The 26,793-nt window shown below is 42.6% G+C and carries 30 protein-coding genes; 14 read left to right on the top strand and 16 right to left on the bottom strand.

All coding sequences use genetic code 11. From position 1 onward, the window contains the following. Nucleotides 1–25: 25 nt before the first annotated feature. Nucleotides 26–286: a DUF2024 family protein gene (locus NITUZ_RS01350; RefSeq protein ID WP_048194460.1), complete on the top strand. Its 261-nt coding sequence runs from the start codon at nt 26–28 to the stop codon at nt 284–286. Here the strand turns inward: NITUZ_RS01350 and NITUZ_RS01345 are convergent. From NITUZ_RS01345 to NITUZ_RS01335, 3 genes are read right to left on the bottom strand one after another with little or no spacing between them, the layout of a single operon-like run. Then, nucleotides 281–1,144 carry an ROK family protein gene (locus NITUZ_RS01345; RefSeq protein WP_048194458.1) on the bottom strand — a complete coding sequence of 288 codons (864 nt, stop codon included), beginning with the start codon at nt 1,142–1,144 and terminating at the stop codon, nt 281–283. The two genes, NITUZ_RS01350 and NITUZ_RS01345, sit on opposite strands and share 6 nt — an antisense overlap. 32 nt (nt 1,145–1,176) lie before the next feature. Next, entirely contained in the window at nt 1,177–2,775 is a 1,599-nt protein-coding gene (thsB, locus tag NITUZ_RS01340; RefSeq protein WP_048194456.1) for a thermosome subunit beta, read from the bottom strand. A gap of 42 nt (nt 2,776–2,817) precedes the next feature. Beyond that, nucleotides 2,818–4,533, bottom strand: a complete 1,716-nt coding sequence (locus NITUZ_RS01335) for an adenine deaminase (RefSeq protein WP_048194900.1) — start codon at nt 4,531–4,533, stop codon at nt 2,818–2,820. A gap of 118 nt (nt 4,534–4,651) precedes the next feature. On the opposite strand from NITUZ_RS01335, the gene NITUZ_RS01330 reads away from it, so the two are divergent. Continuing rightward, nucleotides 4,652–4,933, top strand: a complete 282-nt coding sequence (locus NITUZ_RS01330) for a 50S ribosomal protein L44e (RefSeq protein ID WP_048194455.1) — start codon at nt 4,652–4,654, stop codon at nt 4,931–4,933. Then, the gene (locus NITUZ_RS01325) at nt 4,930–5,127 is read left to right on the top strand and encodes a 30S ribosomal protein S27e (protein ID WP_048194452.1); all 198 of its coding nucleotides are present in this window, start codon (nt 4,930–4,932) and stop codon (nt 5,125–5,127) included. Before NITUZ_RS01330 ends, NITUZ_RS01325 begins: the two co-directional genes overlap by 4 nt. Here NITUZ_RS01325 and NITUZ_RS01320 read toward each other — a convergent pair. Genes NITUZ_RS01320 through cobD form a run of 5 tightly spaced genes read right to left on the bottom strand, consistent with a single transcriptional unit; the run spans nt 5,110 to nt 9,270 of the window. Then, nucleotides 5,110–5,691 (bottom strand): NTP transferase domain-containing protein, encoded by a 582-nt coding sequence (locus NITUZ_RS01320; protein ID WP_048194450.1) that lies wholly within the window; start codon nt 5,689–5,691, stop codon nt 5,110–5,112. The two genes, NITUZ_RS01325 and NITUZ_RS01320, sit on opposite strands and share 18 nt — an antisense overlap. Beyond that, a complete protein-coding gene (gene cobS, locus NITUZ_RS01315) occupies nt 5,688–6,413 on the bottom strand; it encodes an adenosylcobinamide-GDP ribazoletransferase (RefSeq protein ID WP_048194898.1) in 726 nt (241 codons plus the stop codon). Before cobS ends, NITUZ_RS01320 begins: the two co-directional genes overlap by 4 nt. Next, nucleotides 6,406–7,368 carry a cobalamin biosynthesis protein gene (locus NITUZ_RS01310; protein ID WP_048194448.1) on the bottom strand — a complete coding sequence of 321 codons (963 nt, stop codon included), beginning with the start codon at nt 7,366–7,368 and terminating at the stop codon, nt 6,406–6,408. The genes cobS and NITUZ_RS01310 overlap by 8 nt, the downstream gene beginning before the upstream one ends. Then, nucleotides 7,365–8,201 (bottom strand): cobyric acid synthase, encoded by an 837-nt coding sequence (locus NITUZ_RS01305; protein ID WP_244443780.1) that lies wholly within the window; start codon nt 8,199–8,201, stop codon nt 7,365–7,367. The genes NITUZ_RS01310 and NITUZ_RS01305 overlap by 4 nt, the downstream gene beginning before the upstream one ends. 1 nt (nt 8,202) lies before the next feature. Next, nucleotides 8,203–9,270 (bottom strand): threonine-phosphate decarboxylase CobD, encoded by a 1,068-nt coding sequence (gene cobD / locus NITUZ_RS01300; protein WP_244443779.1) that lies wholly within the window; start codon nt 9,268–9,270, stop codon nt 8,203–8,205. A gap of 103 nt (nt 9,271–9,373) precedes the next feature. Here cobD and asd point away from each other — a divergent pair, with 103 nt between their 5' ends. From asd to NITUZ_RS01285, 3 genes are all read left to right on the top strand, one after another. Continuing rightward, entirely contained in the window at nt 9,374–10,453 is a 1,080-nt protein-coding gene (asd, locus tag NITUZ_RS01295) for an aspartate-semialdehyde dehydrogenase (protein ID WP_081844823.1), read from the top strand. 130 nt (nt 10,454–10,583) lie between these two features. Then, nucleotides 10,584–10,982 carry an Lrp/AsnC family transcriptional regulator gene (locus tag NITUZ_RS01290; RefSeq protein ID WP_420887304.1) on the top strand — a complete coding sequence of 133 codons (399 nt, stop codon included), beginning with the start codon at nt 10,584–10,586 and terminating at the stop codon, nt 10,980–10,982. 56 nt (nt 10,983–11,038) lie between these two features. Beyond that, a complete protein-coding gene (locus NITUZ_RS01285; RefSeq protein WP_048194886.1) occupies nt 11,039–11,971 on the top strand; it encodes a heme o synthase in 933 nt (310 codons plus the stop codon). Here the strand turns inward: NITUZ_RS01285 and NITUZ_RS01280 are convergent, their stop codons facing one another. Further along, the gene (locus tag NITUZ_RS01280) at nt 11,972–12,373 is read right to left on the bottom strand and encodes a DUF6659 family protein (protein WP_048194447.1); all 402 of its coding nucleotides are present in this window, start codon (nt 12,371–12,373) and stop codon (nt 11,972–11,974) included. Then, nucleotides 12,373–12,609 (bottom strand): Lrp/AsnC ligand binding domain-containing protein, encoded by a 237-nt coding sequence (locus NITUZ_RS01275; RefSeq protein ID WP_048194445.1) that lies wholly within the window; start codon nt 12,607–12,609, stop codon nt 12,373–12,375. The genes NITUZ_RS01280 and NITUZ_RS01275 overlap by 1 nt, the downstream gene beginning before the upstream one ends. Before the next feature lie 97 nt (nt 12,610–12,706). Here NITUZ_RS01275 and NITUZ_RS01270 point away from each other — a divergent pair, with 97 nt between their 5' ends. Further along, complete coding sequence (locus NITUZ_RS01270) at nt 12,707–12,907, top strand: hypothetical protein (RefSeq protein WP_048194443.1); 201 nt, start codon at nt 12,707–12,709, stop codon at nt 12,905–12,907. A gap of 51 nt (nt 12,908–12,958) precedes the next feature. Beyond that, complete coding sequence (locus NITUZ_RS01265; RefSeq protein WP_048194441.1) at nt 12,959–13,309, top strand: hypothetical protein; 351 nt, start codon at nt 12,959–12,961, stop codon at nt 13,307–13,309. A gap of 19 nt (nt 13,310–13,328) precedes the next feature. Here NITUZ_RS01265 and NITUZ_RS01260 read toward each other — a convergent pair whose 3' ends face one another. Next, the gene (locus NITUZ_RS01260; RefSeq protein ID WP_048194439.1) at nt 13,329–14,828 is read right to left on the bottom strand and encodes a 4-hydroxyphenylacetate 3-hydroxylase family protein; all 1,500 of its coding nucleotides are present in this window, start codon (nt 14,826–14,828) and stop codon (nt 13,329–13,331) included. A gap of 243 nt (nt 14,829–15,071) precedes the next feature. Between NITUZ_RS01260 and NITUZ_RS01255 the strand changes: the two genes are divergently transcribed. Next, complete coding sequence (locus NITUZ_RS01255; RefSeq protein WP_155991205.1) at nt 15,072–17,720, top strand: hypothetical protein; 2,649 nt, start codon at nt 15,072–15,074, stop codon at nt 17,718–17,720. A 66-nt stretch (nt 17,721–17,786) separates the two neighbouring features. Next, a complete protein-coding gene (locus NITUZ_RS01250; protein WP_155991202.1) occupies nt 17,787–20,240 on the top strand; it encodes a hypothetical protein in 2,454 nt (817 codons plus the stop codon). Here the strand turns inward: NITUZ_RS01250 and NITUZ_RS01245 are convergent, their stop codons facing one another. Next, nucleotides 20,241–21,629, bottom strand: coding sequence for an NAD-dependent succinate-semialdehyde dehydrogenase (locus NITUZ_RS01245; RefSeq protein WP_244443778.1), 1,389 nt, complete (start codon nt 21,627–21,629; stop codon nt 20,241–20,243). A gap of 101 nt (nt 21,630–21,730) precedes the next feature. On the opposite strand from NITUZ_RS01245, the gene NITUZ_RS01240 reads away from it, so the two are divergent. Continuing rightward, nucleotides 21,731–22,219, top strand: a complete 489-nt coding sequence (locus tag NITUZ_RS01240; protein ID WP_081844821.1) for a hypothetical protein — start codon at nt 21,731–21,733, stop codon at nt 22,217–22,219. A gap of 34 nt (nt 22,220–22,253) precedes the next feature. Here NITUZ_RS01240 and NITUZ_RS01235 read toward each other — a convergent pair whose 3' ends face one another. Beyond that, nucleotides 22,254–23,246, bottom strand: coding sequence for a hypothetical protein (locus NITUZ_RS01235; protein WP_048194433.1), 993 nt, complete (start codon nt 23,244–23,246; stop codon nt 22,254–22,256). A gap of 234 nt (nt 23,247–23,480) precedes the next feature. Between NITUZ_RS01235 and NITUZ_RS01230 the strand changes: the two genes are divergently transcribed. Together NITUZ_RS01230 and NITUZ_RS01225 are read left to right on the top strand one after the other, a co-directional pair. Continuing rightward, on the top strand, nt 23,481–24,572 hold the full coding sequence (locus NITUZ_RS01230) for a sodium-dependent bicarbonate transport family permease (protein ID WP_048194431.1): 1,092 nt from the start codon (nt 23,481–23,483) through the stop codon (nt 24,570–24,572). Continuing rightward, nucleotides 24,572–24,877 (top strand): P-II family nitrogen regulator, encoded by a 306-nt coding sequence (locus tag NITUZ_RS01225; protein ID WP_048194429.1) that lies wholly within the window; start codon nt 24,572–24,574, stop codon nt 24,875–24,877. The genes NITUZ_RS01230 and NITUZ_RS01225 overlap by 1 nt, the downstream gene beginning before the upstream one ends. Here the strand turns inward: NITUZ_RS01225 and NITUZ_RS01220 are convergent, their stop codons facing one another. After that, nucleotides 24,878–25,546 carry an MIP/aquaporin family protein gene (locus NITUZ_RS01220; RefSeq protein ID WP_048194428.1) on the bottom strand — a complete coding sequence of 223 codons (669 nt, stop codon included), beginning with the start codon at nt 25,544–25,546 and terminating at the stop codon, nt 24,878–24,880. Beyond that, nucleotides 25,543–25,944 (bottom strand): arsenate reductase ArsC, encoded by a 402-nt coding sequence (locus tag NITUZ_RS01215; protein ID WP_081844820.1) that lies wholly within the window; start codon nt 25,942–25,944, stop codon nt 25,543–25,545. The genes NITUZ_RS01220 and NITUZ_RS01215 overlap by 4 nt, the downstream gene beginning before the upstream one ends. A 43-nt stretch (nt 25,945–25,987) precedes the next feature. Between NITUZ_RS01215 and NITUZ_RS01210 the strand changes: the two genes are divergently transcribed. Then, nucleotides 25,988–26,290, top strand: coding sequence for an ArsR/SmtB family transcription factor (locus NITUZ_RS01210; protein WP_048194426.1), 303 nt, complete (start codon nt 25,988–25,990; stop codon nt 26,288–26,290). On the opposite strand, the gene NITUZ_RS01205 is transcribed toward NITUZ_RS01210, so the two are convergent. Further along, nucleotides 26,287–26,685 (bottom strand): hypothetical protein, encoded by a 399-nt coding sequence (locus tag NITUZ_RS01205; RefSeq protein WP_048194878.1) that lies wholly within the window; start codon nt 26,683–26,685, stop codon nt 26,287–26,289. The genes NITUZ_RS01210 and NITUZ_RS01205 overlap by 4 nt on opposite strands. Nucleotides 26,686–26,793 lie beyond the last annotated feature (108 nt).

Genomic DNA, 26,793 nt, shown 5'->3' with positions numbered 1-26,793 from the left:
AACAGACCCAAGACCAACTTATCACATGCAAGTACATGTGTTTGATACTTATGTGAAGGCAAAAGACGGCCACACCATGCATTTTGATGTCATTACGGACTCCAAAGATCCTCAGAAAGCAATCGAATATGCAAAAAAGTGGCTATCCGAAATGGGAGAAGGCGGCGCAAAGGTGACAACCGAAGAGTGCCGTTTTTGTCATTCAGAATCAGTCCCAGACGAGATTGAAATTGAGATAATGACAAACGGCTTTTTCATCCAGAAGATGGAAGGATGTCCTTCATAACATAGCTGCGCCAAATACACCGGCGGAATCACCGAGCTTATTTTTTAAGATTGGTGTATCGATTAGGTCACTAAAGACGTTATCATATACGGCCTTTTTTCCTTCAGTATACAAGAAATCTATGTTTGACACACCCCCTCCCAGGACTATCGCGTCAGGATCCAGTATGTCAATTACGTTTGCAAGCGCGATTCCAAAATTTTCCAAGAACTCTTTTTTCCACAACTTTACATCATTACCTTCTTGCTTTACTATATCGCTGAGTTTTTCGTGTTTTCCTGATAGCTCAGACCATCTTTTTTCTAGCGCTGGCCCGCTGATGTATGTTTCCACGCAGCCTTGCCTGCCGCAATAACATTTGTTTCCGTGTATGTGTAATGTGTGATGTCCCCATTCCCCTGCGATGAGCGTCCTGCCCCTGTGTAACCTGCCATCTATTACAATTCCTCCCCCAACTCCAGTTCCCAATATGACCCCAAAAACAAGTCCATATCCCGTAGCGGCGCCCAACGTGGCCTCAGCCATGGCAAAACAATTTGCATCGTTTTCCATTGCAACTGTGCGTCCAAGCAGTCTCTCAAGATCGTCTTTAAGAGGCATTCCAATAAGGCATTGCGTATTGCTATTCTTTATCATGCCAGTTTTTTTTGATATTGCTCCAGGAGTGCAGATTCCTATTGAATAATCCGAAAGGCCCGATGCAATCTGGCCCACAAGAGACACAATAGAATCAAGTATTGATTCGTACCCATTGTGCTGATTGGTCATGATTCTCTTTCTGACCAGAACGTTGTGACTACCATCGAGGCAGATACCTTCTATCTTGGTGCCGCCAAGGTCGATGCCAATTTTGTACACGTTAATTTATCGAAGAAAAGTGTTTTGAAGTTTTATTTTTTGCCTGCGGATACTGCTATGACATCGTCAATTCTCAGTATCATACATGCGGCTTCTGTAGCGGATTTGGATATCTGCTCTTTTACTGCCACAGGCTCTACAATGTTAAGCGAGAACATATCATCTATCTTTCCTTCTTTTGCATTGATTCCGGCCCATTTTCTGCCATTACTCTGCTTTGCCCGCAGATTTGCCATTGTGTCTATAGGATCCATTCCAGCATTTTCTGCAATTGTAAGTGGAATTACCTCAAGAGCTTCCGCATATTTTCTTATGGCAAGCTGCTCGCGGCCCTCAAAATTATCAGACCATTCTTTAAGTTGCGATGCCAGATATGCTTCTGGAGCTCCTCCTCCTGCAACTATTGCTGGCTTTTCAATTACATCTTTTACCACCATAAGTGCATCGTGAAGCGACCTGTCAACCTCATCAACCACCCTTTGAGAACCACCTCGCACCAGTATGGAAACAGATTTTGGATTCTTGCAACCTTCAATAAAGACCCATTTGTCTGATTCGACCTTTTTTTGATGCGCAATTTCTGCATGGCCTAGATCCTTTTCCGTCATGTCATCAATGTTGGTGGTGATCCTGCCTCCAGTAGCCTTGGAGAGCTTTGTCATGTCACTTTCCTTTACGCGTCTCACAGCTAGAATTCCGTACTTTGCAAGATAATGCTGCGCAATATCGTCTATTCCCTTCTGGCACACCAGAACGTTTGCTCCGACTCTTTGCAACTTGTCCACCATAGACTTGAGCATTCTGTTTTCCTCCTCCAGAAACATCTGCATTTGTGTTGGGTCGGTAATTCTAATTTCCGCGCTCATTTCTGTTTTCTCCACTTCGAGTGCGGCGTTCAAGAGCGCAATTTTTGCTTTGTCTATCCTTGTAGGCATCCCGCTGTGAACAACTTCTTTGTCAAGTATGATTCCTTTTACAAGCTCTGTATCTTGTATCGAACCACCTGCCTTTTTTTCTACCTTGATATTGTCAAGATCCACAACGTACTTGTCTCCTTTCTTTTCGGCTATTCTCAGTATTGCATCAACTACAAGTTTTGAGAGAATGCCGCTGTCTTCTGATATTAATTTTGATTGCATGCTAGTTGTTGCTATCTTTAGAAGCGAGTCTTCATCAGTAGGATCTATTTTCTTTGCCAGTTGTGAGAGCAGTTCCATGACTTTCTCATGTGCTGCTTGATATCCTTCAACTATTACCGAGGAATGTACGTCTTTTGCCAAAAGCTCCTCGGCTTTTTCCAGCAGAGCTCCTGCGAACACAACTGATGATGTAGTTCCATCGCCAACCTCATTGTCAATTGTCTTTGAGATCTCAACCATCATTTTTGCCGCAGGGTGCTGAACGTCGATTTCTTTCAGAATTGTAGCACCGTCATTTGTAATCGTAACATCACCAATAGAGTCCACTAGCATCTTATCCAGTCCTCGTGGACCAAGGCTGGTTCTGACCAGATCGGCAACAAGCTTTGCTGCCATTATGTTGTTTTTTTGTGCATCCCTGCCTTTTTGTTGGAGTGCGCTTTCCTTTAAAACCAAAACAGGACCGTTCGGAGTTTGTTGAATTGAAGCCATGCTAATCGAAAAAAATCCCTCATGCCCTTTTTTAAAAGTTTGCTACTGGATTGGTGGTATTATCGATCTTTTCTTGACATCCACTATACCGCTGTGGAGTATTCTCACTGAAGGCAGAGCAAGAAACGGCAGAAACAACGGTATTAGGTGAGGTCTTGCGAACAGACAGCCACGCTCGACAAGTGTGGAGTTGACGGTTGCAAACTTTTGCGCCACATCATCAAATGAGGATGTCGACACTATTCCGGCAACCGGTAACGGTAGAGACGAGAGCACTTTACCGTCTTTGACCACAACCATACCCCCCTGTGATTTTATAAGATGGTTGGCGGCAAACGCCATATCGGTATCGCTTGATCCGATAACAATCAGGTCGTTTTCATGAAAGCTCCAAGTGGATGCAAATGCACCTACATCCGCACCAAAGTTTTTCAAGAACCCAACTGCGCGTCTGCCAGAACCATATACTCTGTCAAATGCGGCTACCTTCCAGATGTCTGCACTATCAGAAGCTTTCACTTTGCCATTCTCTGTGGAAAGCTCGGCAGTTCCAAGCTTTGTGATTATTTCTGTCTCCATGTCTATCGTGTTGGCTATCGCAGACTGACCCTTGTTTTTAATATCAAAATCATTTTCAGATATTTTTGAAAGTTTAACTGTATTTTTGATCCATTTTGGAATTTTGGGACTTGGAATTGTAGTCACGATACTACCATTTGAGGCCACAAGTCTGCCTCCAACAAATACTTTACGAGGTTTGAGTTTTTCAAGATCATCAAATACGAGCATGTCTGCAAGCTTGCCTGGGGCTATTCCACCCAGATTATTTCCCATTCTGTAATAATCAAAACAGTTCTTTGTGGCCATTGCAATTGCATCTACTGCATCCACTCCGAGCTTGACTGCCTCCCTGACACAGTGATCAATGTGTCCAAATTTGTCAATGTCTTCAGGATCAAGTCCGTCTGAACAGAACATCAATCTGTCAAGATATGGCCTATTGAGTAAAATTTTTGGTATTATGTTCTTTAGGTCACGTCTTATGGAGCCCTCCCTCATCATCACCCACATCCCAAGGCGTAATCTTTCCATCACCTGTTCATAATCAATAGGCTCGTGGCAGGAAAAAATTCCGGACGCAATGTAAGCGTTGAGTTTTTTGTCTGAGGCGCCTGCAGTGTGCCCATTTATGATGCAATCATTCTCTAGCATGTTTGATAGTTTTTTCATTGTAATTGAATCCCTTGATGTTACCTTTGTCCAAGAGAACACCTCTCCTAGTCCCACTATGCCATCGAGCTTTATTGCGGATTTTTCTTCTGCAATGCTCAAGGCCTTTCCATGACTGAACTTGCTGTCTACTGGTATTCCGCCAGGCGCAACATTGAATATTCTAATGGGTAGTTTAGATGAAATCCTGACAAATTCCTTTAACCCTTTGAATCCGCAAACGCTTACGATGTCTATTGGATCGGAAAAGAGACTCGTAGTGCCGCAAAGAAGTGACTTTTTTGCCAACTCTGAGGGAGTCATAAATTGATCTATGTGCGTGTGCGGGTCCGCAAATCCCGGAGTCAGAAATTTGTCTTCGATGTCAAGAATCGCAGTCGTTGTACCCACCGTGTGCGATGCGTCAGGCCCTACATACGCAATTCTGTCTTTTAGTACCGCTACTTGCGTTTTTGGGATTATCTCATGCGTGTATACATTCACAAGTGAGCAGTTCTTTAGGACCATGTCCGCCTTTTTCTCGCCCATGGCAACGGCATTTAGATGCAAAATCATCGATGCAAGCCTAGACACGGTATGAATCTGCGGCAACCCACATTATAAAGTCAGAGCCATGTTTAAATTACGTACAAAATTTTCCCCAACTATGAACATACCAAAGGAGATCAACAGGTATTGCCCAAAATGTAAGACGCATACACTTCAAAAGGTCTCCTTGTACAAGGCAGGCAAAAGAAGAGGTTCTGCAATAGGCGAGCGAAGGCACGAAGAAGACAAGAAAGGATACGGCGGACAAAAATTCCCAAAACTTGCCAAGCCAGCCAAGACAACAAAGAAGCAGACTTTGATTCTAAGCTGTCCTCAATGCAAAAAGAAATTCAACAAGAAAGGTATAAGGCTAAGAAAGCTAGAGTTGGTGGCAGCATGAAGAAAAATCACATACTTGTTCCAAAGCCAAAGAGCAAATTCCAAAAAGTCCAGTGTAAAGAATGCAGTGCAGAGAACGTATTATACTCACATGTTACAACTTCTGTCACATGCAAGTCCTGTGGTAACATAATAGCAGAGCCTACAGGCTCCGTTGCAAAGATTCACGGTACAGTACTAGGTATCCTTGAGTAAGCTGTAATCATATTTTGTATTCAGGTTAAGAGCAATCCTTTTGTCATCAAGTATGGTGTATGTCTCAGCTACAACGCTCGCAGTGATTTTTTTTGGGTTTACAATTGAGACTCCAGTATAATAGCAATCTTGTCCCTGGCATACCACTGAAAATTCCGCCGCCATCTTTTGTTCGTCAAGAAATCTTTTTGTCACAACAAAACTGTGCCATGCTGAATCTTCCTTGTGCATATCCACCAAATTCCTGATTATCTGGAAATCCACAAGAGGCAGGTCTCCGGAAATCACCAGTGCGATCTCATCAACAAAGGATAGTGCGGTCATCAAATCTTGCACGTATCCTTTGCCACTGGTTTGTATCGTCCTCACTCCATATTCTGAGAGCATCTGTTGCGTCTTTGGCGAATTATGACTTGTTACGGCTATCACATCCGTAAAACATTTTGACTCTCTCATAGCATCAACCACGCAAAGCACTACTGGTTTTCCATGTTGCAGTAAGAGCTTCTCACCATTGAGGCCCATCCTTGTGCCTCTTCCTCCTGCCATAACAAGCCCGATCATACAGATATGAACACCAAAAGCGACGCAAGACGCGTCATTTCATTAGTTGCACCCATTATATCACCAGATATTCCGCCGAAACTGCGCCTTGAGACCAGAGTTATAATCAAGGAAATTGCCATTGAGATAGCTAACGCAAAAAATGCGCTATTATTTTGCAGTGCCAAAAGGGATACCACCGTTATGCCTGCTGCAAGAATGAGCTTTCTTTTGTCCTTCATGCTAGATACAAAGATGGAATTAGAGCCCTCCCAAGCAGACGGCCCAATACATGCAAGAAGCACCATTGAGAATTTGGCTATTATCTCTGCTGCAATTATTGCGACAAGCATATCAAAGCCATTCATTGACGAAAGTGATATGACCATACCGCCCACATACAGTACCAGAGTTATGATTCCCGCAGAGCCAACAGACGGATCCCTCATCACCTGCCATTTTTTCTCTCTTGTTCCCCTTGCCATCAAGCCGTCTGCAAAATCAGCCAGTCCGTCGATGTGGTGTATTCCTGTTATCAATACAAACGCTGCAGTTACAAGAAGCCCCACAACCAACGGCTCAAGAAACAGCGATAGCCCATAACCCGCAGAGCCGACTATCAGTCCTATTACTATTCCAACTAGTGGGAACAGGTACATGTACCTTGCAACGATCTGCAGATCAGAGCTGCCAGTTGGCATTATTGTAAGAAAAGAGAATACCGAACCAACCTGCCTAAACATGTATCCACCATCCAAGAGTTGAGAGAATTATGATAATAGGCGCTACAACTAGAATGCAGAACAAGATACTTGTAACCTTGACCATTCTGATTGCAATTTCGAATTGCTTCATGTTAATCTCAGCTGTACCATCCCCAAGGATATAATGATCAACCTTCTCAAATTTGGTTCCAAGTGCCCCTGCCATTGCAGCCATTGGATATCCGGCATTAGGGCTCTCGGTCTTTTTGCCATCTTTTTTTAGAGTAACAAGCGAGCCCTTCCAATCTGCACCCACCAAGGCTGCTGCAAGCACCATGACGTATCCAGTGATCCTAGATGGTATGAAATTTAGAACTTTGTCACAGTTTGCTCCAAACCATCCCATGTTCTTGAATATGGCATCTTTGTATCCAATCATAGAGTCTATCGTATTTATCGTCCTGTAGACGAATGTGCCTGCAAGCCCGAACAGCGCATAGTAGAATAGCGGCCCAGTTATTCCGTCCACAATATTTTCGCTGGTGGTCTCCAATACGCCTGAAGCTATGTGATGCTCATCGAGGTCTTTTGTGTTGCGTTTGACAAGCATGGCAAGACTGCAACGGGCTCCATGAATATCTCCTTGTGATAGCAAATTCATTACCTGCCTCCCATGTACCTCAAGACCCCTTATTGCAATAGTGGTTTTCAGCAATATTGCTCCAAGTAGCGTTGTAATCAGTACAGCTATAACGCCATCAAGGGATCTTACCACATACTCATATGAGATGACAAGTAAGGCCACAATTGAGACTATTGCCATTGTTACAAGTGCACCGCCGAGTCTTTCAGATTTCATTTTTTTTGCAGTAGGTACTGCAGATGCAATCAGTGTACCAATCCATGCTGTTGGATGATACTTGTTTTTGGGATCACCGAATGCAAGGTCCAACAATATTGCTCCGGCCACCACAAGTAATGGAATTTCAATCATGCAAAAAGCCTCTCAATTGATTTGATATCAACGTGTGTCGATACAGTCCTTGCAAGTCTGTCAAGCTCAGAGTTGATCTTTTTTCGGTTCCCTTTGTTAAAGAGATGTATCCGGTCATCAAGAGAGTCCTCGTTTGGCAGGTTCATCTTGATCTTTGGTATTACACCAAGAACGGATTTAGATGTTATTTGTTTTATCTTTCTTAGGCCAGGCTTGAGCAGGTCAGCATTTCCCTGGAACTTGTTTATGAGGAATCCTCTTACCATTTTCTGATGCTTTTTGGGTAACAACGACATTGTACCTATTATGCTTGCAAAGGAGCCGCCTTTTTCTATATCGGCGACCAATATCACCGGAGAGTTCAGTCTTTCTGCAAGCAGCATGTTAGCAATATCGAATTTTTGTAAGTTAATTTCGGCCGGCGAGCCAGCACCTTCCATAATCACCAAATCATATTTTTGCGACAGTATTTTGAACGAGTCAAGTGCCACCCTCATGCCATGTTTGAGGACGAATTTTTCATAATAGTCATTTGCATCCATCTTTTTGTAGAATTTGCCTTGAAGTAGTATCGAGCTGCGATAGTTTCCAAGAGGTTTTAGCAGTATCGGGTTCATGTGAGGCGAAGGTTCAATCTTGGCAGCCATTGCTTGCATTGCCTGTGCTTGCGATATCTCAAATCCATCCCATTTGTACGAGTAGTTTGACATATTCTGTGATTTGAATGGCGCCACGTTGTACCCTTTGTTTGCAAGTATTCTGCAAAACGCCGCTACCAGTGTAGTCTTGCCAGCACCAGAAGCAGTACCCTGGATCATCAATGTGCGACTCATCTTAACTCCCTAACGCTTTCACTAGCATCAGGTTTTCTTTGTGTGTTCTTACCGCGATGCGAATGTAATGCGAATCAAGACCCCTGAATGTGCTACAATCACGCACCAGAATTCCTTTCTTCAATAACTTTTTTTGCAGTAAATTAGAATGCATTTTTGTCCTTATCAGAATAAAGTTAGTCTTGGAATCATAACAAGAAAGCCCGGGAATCTTTGAGATAGAGTTTTTCAAATATTCTGATTCTGTAAGAATTAACTTTTGCGTCCTTGCAAGGAATTTTTTTTCTTTGAGCGCTAGCGCTGCAGCCTCTTGTGCAATCCCGCTAACATTCCACGGGATTTTGATATTTTCTAGTACGGAGATAATCTTTTTGTTTCCTATTCCGTAGCCGATACGAAGTCCAGCAAGACCAAATGATTTTGTCAGCGATCTTAGAACAAAGAGATTCTCAAATTCAGATACATGTCCTACTAGCGACTCTTGGGATGTGGTAAGCTCTGCAAAACACTCATCTATGAATATCGTTGCTTGCTTTCTTTTTGCCCGGCGCAGTATCTGTAACATAATCTCTTTTGGGATGAGTTCTCCTGTCGGGTTGTTAGGATTGCATACAAATACAATCCCCCCTTGAGGTATTTTTCTGACAAATTCTTTTACGTCATCCTGTAGACGCATGGTTTTGAAAAACGATATTCTTGCATCACACAGTTTTGATGCTGCTTCGTATTCACCAAAAGTCGGAGCTGGAATAAGAGTAGATTTTCCTTTCCACAGAGTAGCACGGCAAAAGTTGTAGATGATTTCGGTGGCTCCGTTTCCGACAGTTATTCTGCTCTGATGTATTCCAAGATGTTTTGCTATTTTTTCTTTTAATGCCTTTGAGTCAGGATCGGGGTAGATAGGTATCCTGTTCATGGCATTTCTTAGAGCTTTGGCAACTGACGGCGGGCAGCCAAGTGGATTTACATTCGAGCTAAAATCTAAAATCGTAGAATGAGGATTTGGAATAGAGTACAATCCTCCGTGAGGCACTCTCTTGTGCTTTACTGCGTTTCTGGCAAGTTTCACACACAGACAACCATTTACCACGGGTTTAGTCCTTGCGATCACCTTAGATGGTACACGTACGGCAGAACAAGAATTATTAATTGATCGCGTAAAAATTCCCCTTGTGAAGAAAAGAGTAGCAATACTTGGGGCAACGGGCGCCGTTGGCCAAGAATTCATAGTTTCGCTAAAGGATCACCCATGGTTTGAGGTAACCCAGCTGGCAGCATCGGAAAGGTCAGCCGGTAAAAAGTACATTGAGGCCATAAGGGACCCGAATTCAGGTATCGTAAAGTGGCAGGTTGGCGGAGACGTCCCAGAATACGTAAGGGATATGACTGTAGTCTCAATTGACCAAGTAAAGACAAATGAGCTTGATCTGGTGTTCTCTGCAGTAGAAAGCGACGCTGCAAGAGAGATTGAAACCAAGTTTGCAAAGGAGGTACCCGTCATAAGCACTTCGTCCGCCTACAGATATGAAGAAGACGTCCCGATCCTGATTCCCGGAATTAACGATGATCATGTGGATCTTATAGAGACTCAAAAGAAGAACCGCAATTGGAAGGGATATGTTCTACCCCTGCCGAACTGCACTACCACTGGACTTGCCATTACGATGAAGCCCCTGTATGAGAACTATGGGGCAAAGCGGGTGATAATGACATCCATGCAAGCAATATCTGGCGCCGGCAGATCACCGGGAGTCTCAGCGTTGGATGTAACTGACAACCTCATACCATACATACCCAAAGAAGAAAACAAGGTCAGAATTGAGACAGCCAAGATACTCGGTAAACTCAAAGATGGTAAAATAGAACCGGCAGATATCAAGGTAAGCTGCACGTGCACCAGAGTTCCTGTAATTGATGGCCATACCGAGTCTGTCTTTGTTGAAACTTCCAAGCCCGCAAAGGTCGAAGATGTGAAACATACGATTGAAGAGTTCTCAGAGCATGTCAGTGTACAGGGACTGCCATCAGCTCCGAAGGACTATCTTGTTGTTCACAAAGATCCAACAAGACCTCAGCCAAGAATTGATAGGGAGCTAAATGACGGCATGACCACATCTATTGGTAGACTGGAAGAAGACCAGATATTTGATAGTGGTGTAAAGTACGTCCTGTTCTCACACAACAAGAAGATGGGTTCCGCAAAGGGTGCGGTTCTTCTTGCAGAGATGCTCTACAAAAAAGGCAAACTTTAATCATAAATTTCCCAAATTTTTGATCTACGCTTATAAAACAGAAATTATTTCTGCAAGGCAGGTGTTCTAAACGGCAAAAATTGATGAACTTGATCTCATCATACTTTCGGAGCTTAGCGAAGACGCGTCAATTTCAATACCAAAACTCTCAGAGAAAATCAAAGTAAACCCATCAGTAGTGTATAGCAGGATAAAGAGACTGACAAAAAGGAAGCTGATTGAGCGATTCACGATAGTGGTAAATGATAAGGAACTCGGGTACGGTGTCAAGGCACTAACTGGACTTAACATGGACTCCAAGTATCGAGATACCATAATAGATGAACTCTTCAAGATAAAGGGAGTACGCGAGATATCTGAAGTAACAGGCAGGTTTGATATCATAGTCACAATGTACGCTCAGAGCCTTGCAGACATGCACAAGCTCATTTCTGAGGGAATAGGCAGAATTCAAGGAGTTTTGGCCTCAGAGTCATTTATCGAGATGAAACGCAGAACAAAGGCAATGCCTTATAATCATCAGGCATAGGTGAGCGCCTTTACATTTAATTGGCTTTGTGACCGTTACTGGATGGGGAAATCATGATGCAAAAGGCCGAGAGTAGCTCAAAAATTAAGACGTATTATGAGCTTACAAAGCCAAAGATCTGGTATCTTTTAGTATTTACCGCATTCGGAGCAGCTATCGTGGCCTCAAAGATTTACAGTGTAGAGGTATCGCCGCTCACTTGGGCACTTATGCTCTTTGGTGTGGCTGCTGGCTCTGCGTCGGCCAACACTCTGACAAACTATCACGATAGGGACATTGATGCAATAATGGAACGCACCAAGGGAAGACCGATACCTTCAGGCAGGATATCTCCTCCTGAGAGAGCTAGAGATTTTGGGCTCGTGCTTGCTGGAATCTCGCTTGCATGCGCGTTTGCAATATCATACACCGCTGGATTCTGGAATGGGATATGGGCAGGAACTTTCATGGCATTTGGTCTGATAAACAATGTTCTAGTATACTCTCATGCACTGAAGCGAAGAAGTAGGGCAAATATCATTTTGGGAGGTCTCTGCGGCGGATCCCCGCCCATGATAGGATATGCTGCTGTTACATTGCAAGGTCTGTGGGATCTTGGACTGGTCATGGCAGGCCTTGTCTTCATCTGGATTCCGATGCACATATGGGCTCTTACGTTGCACTTTAAAGACGATTATAACAAGGTAAACGTGCCCATGCTTACTGCAGTACAATCAGAGAAGACCTCGGTAAGAGTAATTGCAATATCGACACTTGTGATGGTGCTGTTCAGTGTGGTACCGTTCTTTTTGAGTACAGAATCTGGAGAACCAGTGATGCGTGAGGTTTACTTGTACACGGCCATTGCGTCAGGCGCACTAATGTTGGCCCTCTCGTTCTGGGTTATTGCAAAGCCATCAGAGAAGGCATCATGGATGCTCTTCAAGTTCTCAAGCCCCTACCTTGCGGTACTGTTCATTGCGCTCATGGTAGATTCGGCACTAAGATAGCTAACTTCCTAGTCGCGCGTGCTCACAACTAAATACACTGCATACATGCGATGCTAGCTTTTCTATATCAAGAGATTTATCCGCCGAAACTAAAAGTGTCATTTTTGCAAGCGGAAACGGGAAACTGAGTAGTATTACTTTATCCCTCCTTGCAGCAAGATAGTTGATTGGGCCAAGTGTCTTGTCAAGCTCTTTTCGCAACGATATTTCCGATACAAATTTCATAAAATCATACAGTCTTTTTTTATCGCTTTCCAGTGGGACAAGACCTTCTTTGAATCCCCCTGCAACAAGTTTACCATATTCGTCCAAAATACCGGCAAACCTGATATGATCTTCCTTGCACAGCGTCCTGCACTTTTCATCGTATGCAGGATATTTGATCTTGCTTAGAAGCGACATTATTTTTCATCCACCCCCATCAATGTCAATGTAGAACGTATCCTGTCTATCCTTCTTATTTTCGAAGAAATGATATCCTTTACCATCTCCGAAGAAGGTGCTTCAATCTTTGTAACTATATCATATGCGCCAAACACGCCCCTTGTCTCTTTGATCTTTTTAATTGATTTCAGCTCAGAGAGGACCTTGTCCTCAGAGCCCAGATCACAGTTTATGAGAACATATGCAGTGGTCATATACTCATCCCGTAGGCAAGTGCCTTTTGCAATAACACTTTAGGTCTTCACACTCTTTTAGTGCGGACAGATATTCACTCATGGGTTTTTTTTCGGTTTGGCAGAAGCATACGGCTGCCTCATCTCCACATTCTATACAATAGCTCATATCAAAGATATCGCAGATAACATATTTATCATGAATTGTGAAATAACAAAAAAGTTGTTTAAAAATATCGTAAATGATCATTCAGATGTTACATTCAGGGCAGGTTTTGCACATAGTATCAAACGTTTGTTAGCCATAACTGCATCATGACGTGCTTGCACATTAGATCATTATTTATCGTAGAGTGTCTATCTGGATATATTGAGCAAAGATAACGAAACAAAAAGCTGGGATGCCATGTGGAATGAGTACAGCGAGTTGTTAAAGAAATGGACCCAGACGTTCGAGTCGTTGCAAAAGATAGGCACCGACATTCAAGCAAAATATCTTGAAGTGATGCAAAAAGCAACAAGCGAGTCAAGTCCAAGTACACTGCAAGAATTCTACCAGAATTGGCAAAAGGCCATAGGCGATTCAGGCCAGAATATGTTCAAGCAATTCGGTGAGGACTGGCAAAAGCTGACAAATCAGGCAGGAATGGAACAGCTAAAAGCCTACGGTGAGATGATGAACAAGTTTGCCGAAACTTGGAAGAAGATGTGGCGGGCGTAGCCCCAAATTTTTTAAAACATTATCTTAGTTTAAAGACACGCTTAAAGTAATCAGAGTTCTCAGGTGTATCTTCTGCATCTTCTTTTACGTTGGCAAGGCTCTTGGCAAGCTTTTTCTTGTATCCAAGCTGCATCTGTCGCGCAATCTGGATTCTCTGGGCTTGTGGAGAGCCTGCTCCATGCATCGACTCTGTAAGGTATCCAACGGCGTTTCGTCCAAGGGTCATATTTTCAATAAGTCTTAGAATTCTCATTCTGTTCTCAACATCAACACCTTTTCTTCCAGCGAGGTACTTTTTCAAAAGCGGTCCTGTTACAGGGTGTCTAAAGTCCTTCTCAGACGGCATCGTTACCACTATACCGCCTGCGATATCTTGAGCAAGTCTAGATATCTCATATGGGAATCTTGTAACGTTGTGTTTGCAAACGTTTGCAAGCATGTCATCATTAAGCCATACGCCTGACTTCATCTCCTGAGCTTGGTATGAGGACGATATTCCTGCAGCATAGATTGATTCGTTAAGGTGCGTCATCTCCACTAGTTTGTCCCTAATGTGGGATACATCTGGAATTCCGTTATAATCTGCAATTGCTGCTGCGGCGCCTATCAGAACATCTCCAAGCCCGGTTTTGCACACATAGCTTCTTCTGTGGTAACATGTGAATCTCTCGACAAGCATTGCGGCAAACTCGTATTCACCGTTCATAAATATCAAATTATTTGGAATGAATACGTTATCGAAAATTATCATTGCCTCTTGTCCTGCGAACTTGGAGTTGCCGCTATCAATGTCACCTTCTTCCATACTTCTTGTATCACATGATTGTCGGCCGTAGATGTATGTGATTCCTGGGGCATCTACAGGTATTGCTCCCACTATAGCCCAGTCCTTGTCCTTTTCCAAAAGTCGTATTGTGGGCATCACTATTATCCAGTGTGAGTTTATACAACCAGTCTGGTGTGCTTTTGCGCCCGTCACATACACTCCCTCTGGGGTCCTTTTTACTACATGCAGGAACAGATCCTCATCAATCTGCTCGCTTGGGGCCTTGCTTCTGTCTCCTTTGACATCAGTCATAGCTCCTCCGATGACAAGGTTTTCCTCTTGCATTTTTCTGATGAAATCCAGTAGATTTTTGTGATAATTGGTATGATATTTCTCATCAATTTCAAAAGTTACAGAATGTAGCGAGTTTAGTGCATCCATACCTACACATCGTTGAAAACATGTTCCGGTTAACTGACCAAGCTTTCGTTGCATTTTATTTTGCAGTACGAGATCTTGTGCAGATTCTGCAATGTGCAGGAATCGATTTACTCTCTTACCAGATATTTTTGACATCGGGGCTGCCAGTTCTTCCTCTCTTACCGCAAGATCATATGTTTCTGCAACTGCATTAATTGAAGGACGTATCATTGGATGGTCTACTGGCTCTTTTACAAGCTCGCCAAAAAGATAGACCTTAAGGTTTCTGCCCCTAAGACTTTGGATGTACTCCTGGCCTGTCCTAATTGCCATATCAAACCTAACCGTTAACTGCTATAAATATGCAATACAGATCGCGTAAAAACATGAAATGCCGGATTTAAAAGCACAGACATCTACCTTAAATCAATTTGATGTTTTCAGGCAGTGCAAAGTTTTGCATTCATGATTTCTGTCTTGGTATTATTTTGTTTCATCCCAGAGGTAAGCAGCCATGTTGAAATTCCTTATGTGTGGACCCCGGCAAGGATTGTAACTGGTGAAAGTTACGAAGGCGTGGTTGTCCTAGATGAAGCTGCAAAAACCGGCCAAGTGGTGATTCTCTCCACAAGTGATCCTCAGGTCATACAAATTCCAAAAAGCGTACACATACCGGCACACTCAAACCACGGAATTTTCCATATAATGCCACTCAGGGAAGGAAGCTCACAGATATTTGCGCTGGTAAACGGAAATATGATCTCATCAAGTATTTCCGTCCATTCGTCCGAGCGTCAACCTGAAATGCTGTCCATAGTACTTCCAGCAAACACAACAAAGACTGAGAATATCATAGGCTACGTCATATCAACTGATGCAAATGGTACGCCTGCAGCAGTAAAAGAGAATCTCATCGTTACATTGTCCACAACGAATATGATTGAGATTGAGAAGACAGAGATCAAAATACCTGCAGGAGAGTACAGTGTAAAATTTCATGCAAAGGTAGGAGGTAGTGGAAAAATTTTTGCTACCGCAAAGAATCTATCAGTTGCAGAGCAGGTCATCACCAAAGTTCGCGATAATATCACAGTCAGAATTGCTGTAGCACCTAACATCATACTGGAAAATTCGAGGGCGTTCTTTTTTGTGTGGCTTGAGAAGGATGGCATGCCATACAAGATACCATATGTCACATATGCATATGTATCATCTAGTAATCTAAAGTCAGTTCGATTCAATGAGAATCCACATATCAAACATTATGGCGATGCGCTTCTTAGAATCCCTCTTATAGACGGCGTAGGTAGTGGGCAACTGATCTCTTATGAGCCAGGAATATCGGCTGTAACTGTTAGCATAGACGGATTTGGATCAAGTAGTACTGATGTTTTTGTAGGTTCTGTAAATATCATACAGAATATTCCGATGATTGATGAGGATCAAGTGCGCGGTGCTACGCCTAATATCGCGATGGCGTGGTTTTATCCGTCGGTAACTGATTCTAGTGCGTATGGAGTAATAGCACTTTATCAAACAAGCCCCATGACTAATGGGCAGCAAATGCCTACTAAAATAACGCCAGTTCCAATAGATGGTAGAACTGTGACTTTGAGTTCCTCCGGAATAAGGCATCCACAGATTTTGACCTTATCAGAAACCAAGGCGCTATCCAACGGAATAGGTTCAACTCATGCCACACGGTTTGAAGTATCTGGAATCAGTCAGGGAAACCACACAATATTTGTCTCCGGCCCGGGGCTTGAGCAGTACAACTCTACGCTAGTCATATCGCCTGCATTCAGAGACTCTTACAAAATAAAGGTGACGCAGATACCAGCCACCTTGGGATCAAGCGGCGATATTGCCATGATATCAGTAATAGATGATTCCGGCTCTCTTGTCAATGCCAAAAAAGTAATACCGTCAACAAAGTTCACGCTCATTTCAGGAAATAGTCATACAGAATTTAGCATGCCGGCACAAAACACTGCAATTCATTCCGGAGTGTTAGAGGAAGATTATAGGATAACGGTCTTTGCAAACGGATTTGCGCCGTTGGAAGCAGTATTACTTCCATCCAGAGCTGCATCATCAGTGACATTGGATGTGCCACCATTAGTGCACAAATCAGAGCCATTCCCGTATACAATACACGAAATCGATTCCAGCGGTGTGCCAATTCGCAGATTGATCTCAGCTAGCACTTCGACCACGGATGGAGTCTCAGTAGTGGAAGGGCGCGTCATCATAGATGAAGCAGGTGTTGAGAATATCGGGGTTGTGACCAGAGTGGGAGCTGACAGTCGTAGTGTGGAGTCTTTTGCCAACGTGTTTAATGTAGAGATAATTACGAACGGAGTTACAAACAAGGTGGGAAAGCAATTTCAGCTTGATTTAGTTGGTGATATTGACGACTTTGAAACTATGATTGACTCGCCCTTTCCATATGAGAAAATAAGCGAGAGATCTTTTCTTGTAACGCCTGACAAAAGCGGTTCCTATGACATCACTATTATTGCCACACGGGACGGATATGCCTCCACGAAAAATACCATGTCGCTGTATGTTGAGAGATTTGTTGATATCTTAATCAGGGCAGTTGCAAACGATGGTGATGAGCTTAACATAGAACACCAGATTCATGTTGGCAACACCACAAAGAGTATAGTCACTCCTTTTCATGAGGAAATCAAGCCGCAGTTTTTCCATGCAAGTTTTCCGCCTGATGTTCTGGTGGGAGGCAGAGGTTATAGGTTGAACAGCATCTTGTTTGCAGATCAGATCATTACAGATAGCAAGATAGAGCGTCTGTTCCTTGGCAAGAGCGTCGAAGTTACGGCAAACTACGACAGAACGGTAAGAGTCCAAGTAGATAACGCACTTGGATCGGGATTTTACACTTATGGAGCACAAGTAACGCTAAGTGTTCCGCCAAAAGACAGAATGTGGTTTCTGATTCGTGATGTTTTCGACAGATGGGAGGGAATTGATTCCAATTCAGCCCAAGTTACTTTCATTGCAGAAAACGATATCAGTGCAAGGGCAATTTTAAGAGAAGACCATACATTTTTGATGCTCATAGTAGGTACAGCAGTTTCTGTTACACTATATGTTAATTTTGTAATGCGTAAAGGACTAGACATCAGGTTTTATCTTAGCAGGCAGAATCTCCATAATTTTATCAAAATGGTATGGAGGCCAAAAACCAGATCATATCCATGAGATATATGTGATTTTTTTCTTCACGTATTTTGCTTCATCCTTAATACGCAATTCTCCATATTGTTCATGTCAAGCCCGTATTTGATAGCAGCCATAGGGTTTTCTGCATTGGTTGCATTATCCATGATTTCTTTCATCTCAGATGTTTTCACCAACAATGCCCTACTGGCACAAGATGCGATGATTATTCAGACACAGAAACATCATGAATCGCTGGAAATGAAAGTCTTGGAAAATATTCTGAGCATACAGAATAAAGGAATAAACCCATCCACACTAAAGGAGATCCGCATCTTCGATGACAGGGCAAGTATGCTGGCAACAAAGCCATTTTCAGAGCCAGGACTGCGCATTGCACCTTTGGAAAAATTCTCGTATGCTCCAGAGGAACTGTCGGTTTCAGATTTTGAATCAAAGACCATAGTTGGCATAACGGAACTTGGAAACATGTTTACCGCAAGTTTGGACAAGTTGCTAGCAACAGAAGACGACAGTACGTCTATGATTAATGGGATGGGTATTGCTTCCAGAATAATTCATGCTAATTATCAGGGAAAGCTAATCTACGGGTACGGTGTTTCAGGAGTATCTAGTTCGCTAAAACCTTACAACATAATTACAAACCCAGCGGATTTTGCAGCCCAGATATTGGACTCTGATCCAAAAACAATACTTACGATACCAAAGTTCAGCACAGAGTACAGTTACGTGCCTTCCCAGAATGCACTTCAGCAATCAGGGGCCATCAGACCAAATGTTCTAAGTTATTCACAGTCACGAACCGTAGGCGGGACCGGAATTGCAGTACAGGGGCAGGAAGGGATTACGTTTTCTGGAACCGGAACGGTCATTGTCAAGCTAAACGATTTTGGAGGCCAGCTTCTTTTGTTTGAAACTAATGTTCCTGCAAATGCACAACTAAGACTCGAGGAATTTAATGAAAATGACTTGATGAATATTCCATACAATACATCGTACGGTTGGAGTGTGTGGAGCTCTCCATATTCTAGCATCCACCCATCCGGTCATGTTCACGGTGGATGTGGTGCACCATACACAGTATCACATACGCTATCACTGCAACCAAACAAAGCAGTATCAACACAATATAATGTAAAGAGAATCAATGGAGCATCATCTTATACCCCCACAGTTTCCACTTCAACCTCTGGCCAGCTGAGAATCCAGTCAATCTCGGAGACTGTCAATGTTGGATATTGCAACTATGGTCTTTTATGTGGAGATTCAAGCTGCACATGGGGCTGGACAGAATACAATTATCCAAATACGTCTCCCCCACACATTCCAATTCCAGGTACCGTGCATGTATTTGATCAGAGTCCTGCAAACACTCTTCACCTCATATTTGGGCCCAACTATCAATCTACATACACATTTCCAGCTGGGAAGCAGATGTATCTAATAGCAAAGCCTAATGGTAATGCATTCACTATAAAGGCAACTGCATTTGATCTAAAGACTACACCATACTTGAAGATCACAGGCCTCCCAGAAAACGTGCCATATGAGATAATCAAGGACGGCTTTGCCAGTGCCAGTGGCATGGCGCAGTCTGATGGAACAGTCACTCTTCTTTTAGAGGACATCAACATAAGCGGCACAAATCAGGGCGGTATCATGTATCTTTATCCTGCATCTATAAAATATCGTGGCGCATTCTCCATGGTAGTTTTTGACAATCTGAATCAAATGACGCTCCATGTGCCCAGTCAAGAAAATATCGCATACGTGGCACATGCGTATGTGCAGATTCCAATCATAGGAAATGTAACTATTGGGGATATGCATCTTGACGGCATGCCGCTTTCTTATTTGAATGGAGATTATTCTTCCGGCGAACGCATCAGAGTACCTGTAATTCCGGGATATCAGAAGATCAATATGAAAATCAACGGAATTGCGGCAAGCATTACAATCTCCGAGGTGCTTGGCAGTACAGGCCTTAAAGCCATAACACCCAGCACATCCACCATTACAAGATATGATGGGGATGGCATCGTATCGTCGATTTCGGCCACTACTGGCACGGTCGCATATGTAATTTCTACTGCAGATGGAACCATTACAACATCAATTACTGCAACGATTTCAGGTAGCTCGCGAATAGAAAATTCGGCATATTTTACTGCGCCGCCACCAATTCCACCCGCACCACCACCAACAGATCCACTCAGAGCATATGTTGATATCTACAGGAATGGAAAGTTTGTCTCCCAAAAGCAGATTTACTTTAATGCAAACCCCCTAGTGACAAATACTGGGACCGTAAGCGGATCTTCTTCAACTGTTATTGCCACGTATACGTATCCGCAGACCGTGATTAACGGAGTGCTTACTACCGGCGCATTTGCTGGAGACATGATAGAATTCTATGTATACGCAAATACGCAAGCAGATGGTCCGATACCACCCATACCAAGTGGACACACACTTACCAGTCATGCCGGAAAAGGCCATGCAACTGCCACCATACACGGAGGCAGTATTCTCTCTTCTTAGCTATTCCACGTAATGATGATGAATTAGCTGATCATAAAATCTGACCGATTTGATGTTTACAAACTCGAGCATGCCATACCTTGAAAGCTCCCTTCCATACCCACTTTGCTTTATTCCTCCAAACGGTATTCGTGGATCGGATATGACCACATTATTGACGGTAACTATCCCAGATTCAATTCTGCGTGAGAGTGCTTCTGCTTTGTTAAGATTCTCAGTCCATATGCTTGCACCAAGGCCGAATTCTGAATCATTTGCAAGCCGTAGTGCCTCCTTTTCATCTTCAAACACCGTAATTGGTGCCACAGGTCCGAATGTCTCTTCCCGTGAAATGCGCATTTCAGGAGTGATGTTGGTAAGTATAGTGGGCTTGTAGAAATAACCCACATTACCAGTTCGCTCTCCTCCCAATAACACGTTTGCGCCCTTCTTTCTTGCGTCATCCACTATAGAAGATATGTTCTCAAGTGCTTCCTTGTTGACAAGAGGTCCCATATCATTTTCAATTATCATCGGATCACCAACTGAAAGTCTCGATGTATTGTGGATGAATTTTTCTATAAACTCGTTTACAATTTTTTTTGACACAAAGAATCTTTTTGATGCAATACACGACTGACCGCAATTGATGAATCGTCCCTTCACTGCTCCATTTGCGGCCTTTTCAATATTAGCATCTTCAAGTACAATGAATGGATCACTTCCGCCAAGTTCAAGTACACATTTTTTTAGTTGTGATGCAGCTCGCTTGCCCACCATGGCTCCTATATTTGTGCTACCAGTGAACGTAACAGCATTTACATCGGAATCTATCAGATTGTTTGCAGCTTCTGAGCTGCCTATTACTACAGAGAATACGCCTTCTGGAAATCCGGATTCACGAAATGCTTTTTCAAGCTCAAGACCACACTGTACCGTAACGCTCGACGGTTTCATGACTATAGTGTTTCCCGCCATCAGACATGGAGCCGCAAATCTTAGTGCCTGCCAGTACGGAAAATTCCAAGGCATTATTGATGCCACCACGCCAAGAGGCTCAAACGTTATGAAGCTTTTGCGCGCATCTGTATTGAGTACTTCTTCTGTGATAAAGGATCCCCCATAATCAGCGTAGAATTCCAACGCCCACGCGCACTTCTCAACCTCAGATATTGACTCTTTGAGTGCCTTGCCCATCTCCTTTGTGGCCACTTCAGCAAGTTGGATCTTGTTGTTTCTCAAATATGAGACAAGATCGTAAATCAGTGATTTTCTTTTTTCAAAATCCATCCTCCAGTTAGGGAATGCGGACTTTGAGCGCGTTATCTTTTGAGTTATCTCGTCCTTTTCCATCTGAGAATATGTCTGAATAGGCTGCTCTGTTGCAGGATTAACAGTGGTTATCTTCACGCATGTTCTCAGGCATGGCTCTAAATAAGTATGGTGTTGATAACCAACTATTACCAATTAAAACCAAATCCTTAAATACCATCCATTGGTGTATAAAACCAATGAATGGAATAAAAAACCTCACTCAGAAAAAGGGCAAGGCTACATTCCATTCCAAACAAAAGGTGAAAAACAAAATGGCAACAAACGAAAATCAAAAAGACGTATTTTCAGTCTATGCCAAGAGTTTTGATAAAGTAAAAAGTACCTTTGAGAAAACAGCAACACAGTCACTGCAATCGTACACAAATCTGAGTCAGGAGATGTTCTCTGCCTGGAGCAACTTTGTGCACACTGCAACCTCGATTTCGCAAAACTATGCAAACAAGGCTGGCGTGAACACATCGATTCCAGAGACAACAGTTGCAGTAATTTCAGAGACTACCGATGCCTTTGTAAAAGCAGTTGAGACAAACAGCAAGGTCATACAGACAGCATTTGATGCAACAATCCAGAACATCAAGACTGTCAACCAGAACTCAAATGCATTTGCAGAGCTGAATCAGAACATTATCAACTCTTGGATAAGCAGCTGGAAACCACGAAACTAACCCCTTTCTTTCTTTTTTATATTACATATACATGCTAATGCACGTTTATTGTGTTATTTTCCGCAACTTTTGAGACAGTACCGGTAACATTACCTACTATCGTCTTGTTGCTGGAATGTATATCATCACCAATATTCTGTCCGGTCATATTTTTGATAATCTCTAGAAATTTTGCATAGGATATTACATTAGAACCAACGGAGTCCTCGATATCAGGCGCATCAGTTGTCTTTGATTCTGATGGTAAACTGTTGCCTTGTTCTGATGTCTTGTGATATGAATGCGGTTTGTTCTGGTCTGATAAATTGTCCTTGTCAAGTTCAATTTTAGCTCCAAAATACGACGGTATTTTTGGTACTGAGGTCGGTGGATCACAGAAAACATGTGAGACGGAATGAGAAATCAAGGTCGCCGTAAACATCAAGGGCTGAAGTTGGCCTGAAACTGGCTTGTATATTGCCATTTCCAGTGGAAATGGGAACCCATCTTTTACGTAGACATGGCTTTCCTTTGTTAATTCATAGCCTATCTTGTAGGCAACAAAATCATCATTTTGGGTGGTCATAAAATCCGTCTGGCTCACCATCAAAGTTATAGGTGAGCCGGCATCTGTTGCCACAACCCCCCACGATTTACCCACTGCAAGGGATTGTGGCCGCATCTTATGGGCGTATTTTTTTATCCATTCCAAGGTCCTCTCAAGCGAGCTGGCATATTGAATAGTAGCTCCCTCGGAAGTAATTTCAAACGAGTCTGCATCAATATGAAAGACAGTGTTGATTTGTTTTTGAGCGTGAAAAATCTCAGTAGCAACTATCCATGTATTTCCATGTGTCGTCGGTAGCAGATGTAAGAAATGCATAGTTATATCATAGCATGGCTCTGGCAATTCCGGAATATGTAAAGAATACTCACAAATGCGATATGAAAATCGGTCTCCTGTCTTGAGATTTTCGCCGAATCCCCACATTGCATCTGATTGTATTTGTTCAGATTCTACATAAATCACATCAGTGATGATAAACAAAATAGAAATTGTAAAGATAACGAATAAGATCATTTGCACATTCATGAAATTAAACAACGATTGACACTTAAGGTAGATTGGACAAATTTTCAAAATTTATAATGTAGAAAAACCATAGTGACAAGCACATATTTATAACGATTGAAAAAATGTTCTGTGTGTTAATTGTAAGACAGATTGATTCTTTTTGTGTAACATATGCTATAACACCATAAAATTTTCTGAGCTGATTTAATGGACATATTAGGCCTAATTCAAGACAATATTCTAACCCCTATTGTGCTATTTTTCATTTTGGGTATAGTAGCTGCGCGGATAAAATCGGATCTGAAAATTCCGGAGGCAATATCAGAGTTTCTACCCATATACCTACTTGCCGCAATTGGGCTTCATGGCGGAATTGAGATGAGGAAAACAGGATTTGAAAGTATGATGATCCCCATGTTGGTTGCAATAGTACTGTCTTTGCTCATGACGCTCAATCACTATCAGATACTCCGCCGGTTGGGAAAGTTCAACGTGTTTGACTCGTATGCACTTGCATCAACATATGGTGCTGTCGGCGCGGTAACATTCTCTGTTGGCCTTTCATTTTTGAAAAACCAGGGAATAGAATCTGAAGGATATATCGCAGCCATATTAGCTGTGCTTGAACCCCTTGCATTCATACTTGCAATATTCATGACAAATATGGTAGTATCAAAGCAAATGCTAGCAAAAAAACAGGCATTTGCAAAGAACGCTGAGATTGAAAACGATGGACTAGGCATGTTGGAAATTGATTCCAGTAAAACCAAGCTTTTCCAAGTGTTGCGAGAATCCATTACAGGCAAGGCCGTCGTGATCCTGATTGGAAGTATCATAATTGGATATACCATAGGAAAGGAAGGGTTTGCGCCGATAAAGCTCCTTTTTGAGGATCTGTTTGTGGGAGCCATCGTCATATTTCTGATAGAGATGGGAATAATTGCAGGACATCGTCTTGATGATGTAAAAAAGGTAGGGGTTTTTCTGATAGGGTTTTCACTTGCAATCCCAACACTAAACGGCATAATCGGAGTTTTTGTGGCTACATATCTAGGCCTTAGTGTTGGCGGCACAGTAATGTTTGGGCTTCTTCTTGCTAGTGCCTCCTTTATTGCAGCTCCTGCAGTGCTTAGGACTGCCATACCGCAAGCAAAACCCAGTCTATACATTACATCCGCTCTGGGAATTACTTTTCCGTATAACATTATCATATTACTGCCTGTAATGCTGACTATATCCACCATAATTCACGACTGGCCGGCAACAGACTTATTCGGTTATTGGAGTCATGATCTGTGATGAAGCTTTACGATGTAAAACTACTCAGTGTGACATGTGAGATTCTAGCACAAAAGAACGTAATTGAGATACTTGGAAAACATCAGGTATCTGGGTACACTGTATGGGAAGCAGAAGGAAACGGCGATAAGGGAATACGAGGCAAAGGATTGCAAAATGAAAAGAATGTGAAAATCGAGGTAATACTTCCCCAGAATAAGCTTCAAGACGTTACAGAAGAAATTGCCAGAACTTTGTTTTCAGATTACGCCATAGTGCTCTATGTGTCTGATGTCAAAGTTCTCAGGCCAGAAAAATTCGACTGACTATTTGCGAACAAATTTGCGTCTGTAGATAAATCCGACTATAGATGTACCTACAAACGTTGCGCTCCAATACAGCCACAAATCACCTAGCACGCCAGAAAATAAAGCCGGTGTGAGAGCTCGTATAGGATTCATGGATGCACCTGAAATGAACGATAAAAAGAATATGTCAAGGCCGATTATTCCACCTATTGCGATTCCGCTAAATCCCCGCAATCCCTTTGTGTGAACTACACACATTATCACGGCCATTAAAAGAAGACTTGCAAGAACCTCTATTCCGAATATCATAGGAATCGGAAATGAATAGTTCGGTGCGTTGGCACCTAGATTACCTTCGGTGCCAATCACATTTTTTACAAATAGTGTGGCCAGAACAGCCCCTATTGCTTCAGCTGTAAGATAGATGAAGAATTGTCGCTTTGTGATGTGTTTTGATATAAAATACGATACAGTTACAGCTGGGTTAAAATGGGCAAGAGATATCCTTCCAAATGCATAAACCATTAATGCCACGGCTACAAATGGGGCAAAGGCCTCAAACCACAACCCGATCGTTCCGCCAGACTTTACATTGGCCACCACAGATCCAGTTGCGCACACCACAACGACAAAAGTGCCGATAAGCTCGGCAAAAAAGATCTTCTGATTTATTGACAATCCTTTCATTCCAAGGTTTTGCAAAGATCGCGCACTCTCCTTTCTATATCATCACGAATTTTCCTCACCTCATCGATTGTCTTTCCCTTTGGATCCGGAATGGACCAGTCTACAATTCCCCTGACAAACAGGGCAGGACATGATTCTTTGTCCATGCAGCCCATGTTGACTATCTGGAAAGCCTCTTCTATCATTGAATTTGAGATAGTCTTTGGAGTCTGATTTGTAATGTCCACCCCCGCCTCACGCATTACCTGCACCGCAAGAGGATTTATTGTCCCTATTGGCTTTGTTCCAGCACTCTGCGGTTCGTATCCTGAAGGACAGTACTTTCTGAAAAAACCTTCTGCCATCTGGCTCCTACCTGCGTTTTCCACGCATACAAAAAGTACTTTCTTCGAAGGCATCGACAACTCTTATAAACTACAATTGATATAAATTATTATTGATATGAATGGCATAACCCTGCTCAAATGCATATGCGAGGAAACGCGCTTTAACATACTGGAGCTATTGCAGAAAAACAACGAGATGTCAGTAAACGATCTTGTCATGAAGCTAAAAAAGGATCAGCCACTAGTCTCACATCACCTACGCTTGCTAAAAGAGTGTGGCATTGTAACTGCCAGTGAGAGAGGCAAGATGACAATGTATGCGATTGCAAACAAAGACATCTCAAGGATGATAAGCGAGATAGTCGAGACTTCAGAGAAGATGGCCACTGTATGCTGCGAGACACCAGGCTGCTGCTAATCAATATGCTTTGATGCTTTTTTTGCCTTGTAAAATACCTTAAAGCCAGACTTGGAGGCTTTCATGGTCTTTACAAGCTTGATTGCAATCTTGGCAATCTTAAACACTGCAAGAAAGGGTATTAGTGCCAGCATTATAATTTCGTGCCAGTGTTTTTTGAGGAACTGTTTCCAGCTGTTCAGCTTTTTGTATTTCAAATAGAGATCAAGAACCAGTATAGAAAAGAACACCCACAATACATATTCAAAATATAATTCATATTCACGCGGTATGTGATATGGCGCTTCCTTGAGGAAAATAGAATCAGGATAAAACGACAGGAATCCGACAAAGTAGACTACCGCAAGACTCAGTATTGTAAAGTCCAAAATCTTTTCAAGCGGTTTTCTGTTCATGCTGTTCATAATATACTAAAAAAATAAAGCATTCCCTTACAGGGTAGCTAGGAATGCTCCTATGCCCGCTCCCGTACAAATACCCAGAATGAAGAAAAACGCATCCCA

The sequence above is a fragment of the Candidatus Nitrosotenuis uzonensis genome (assembly GCF_000723185.1).
GTDB lineage: Archaea > Thermoproteota > Nitrososphaeria > Nitrososphaerales > Nitrosopumilaceae > Nitrosotenuis > Nitrosotenuis uzonensis.
This window is presented reverse-complemented; position numbering and strand designations above follow the sequence as displayed.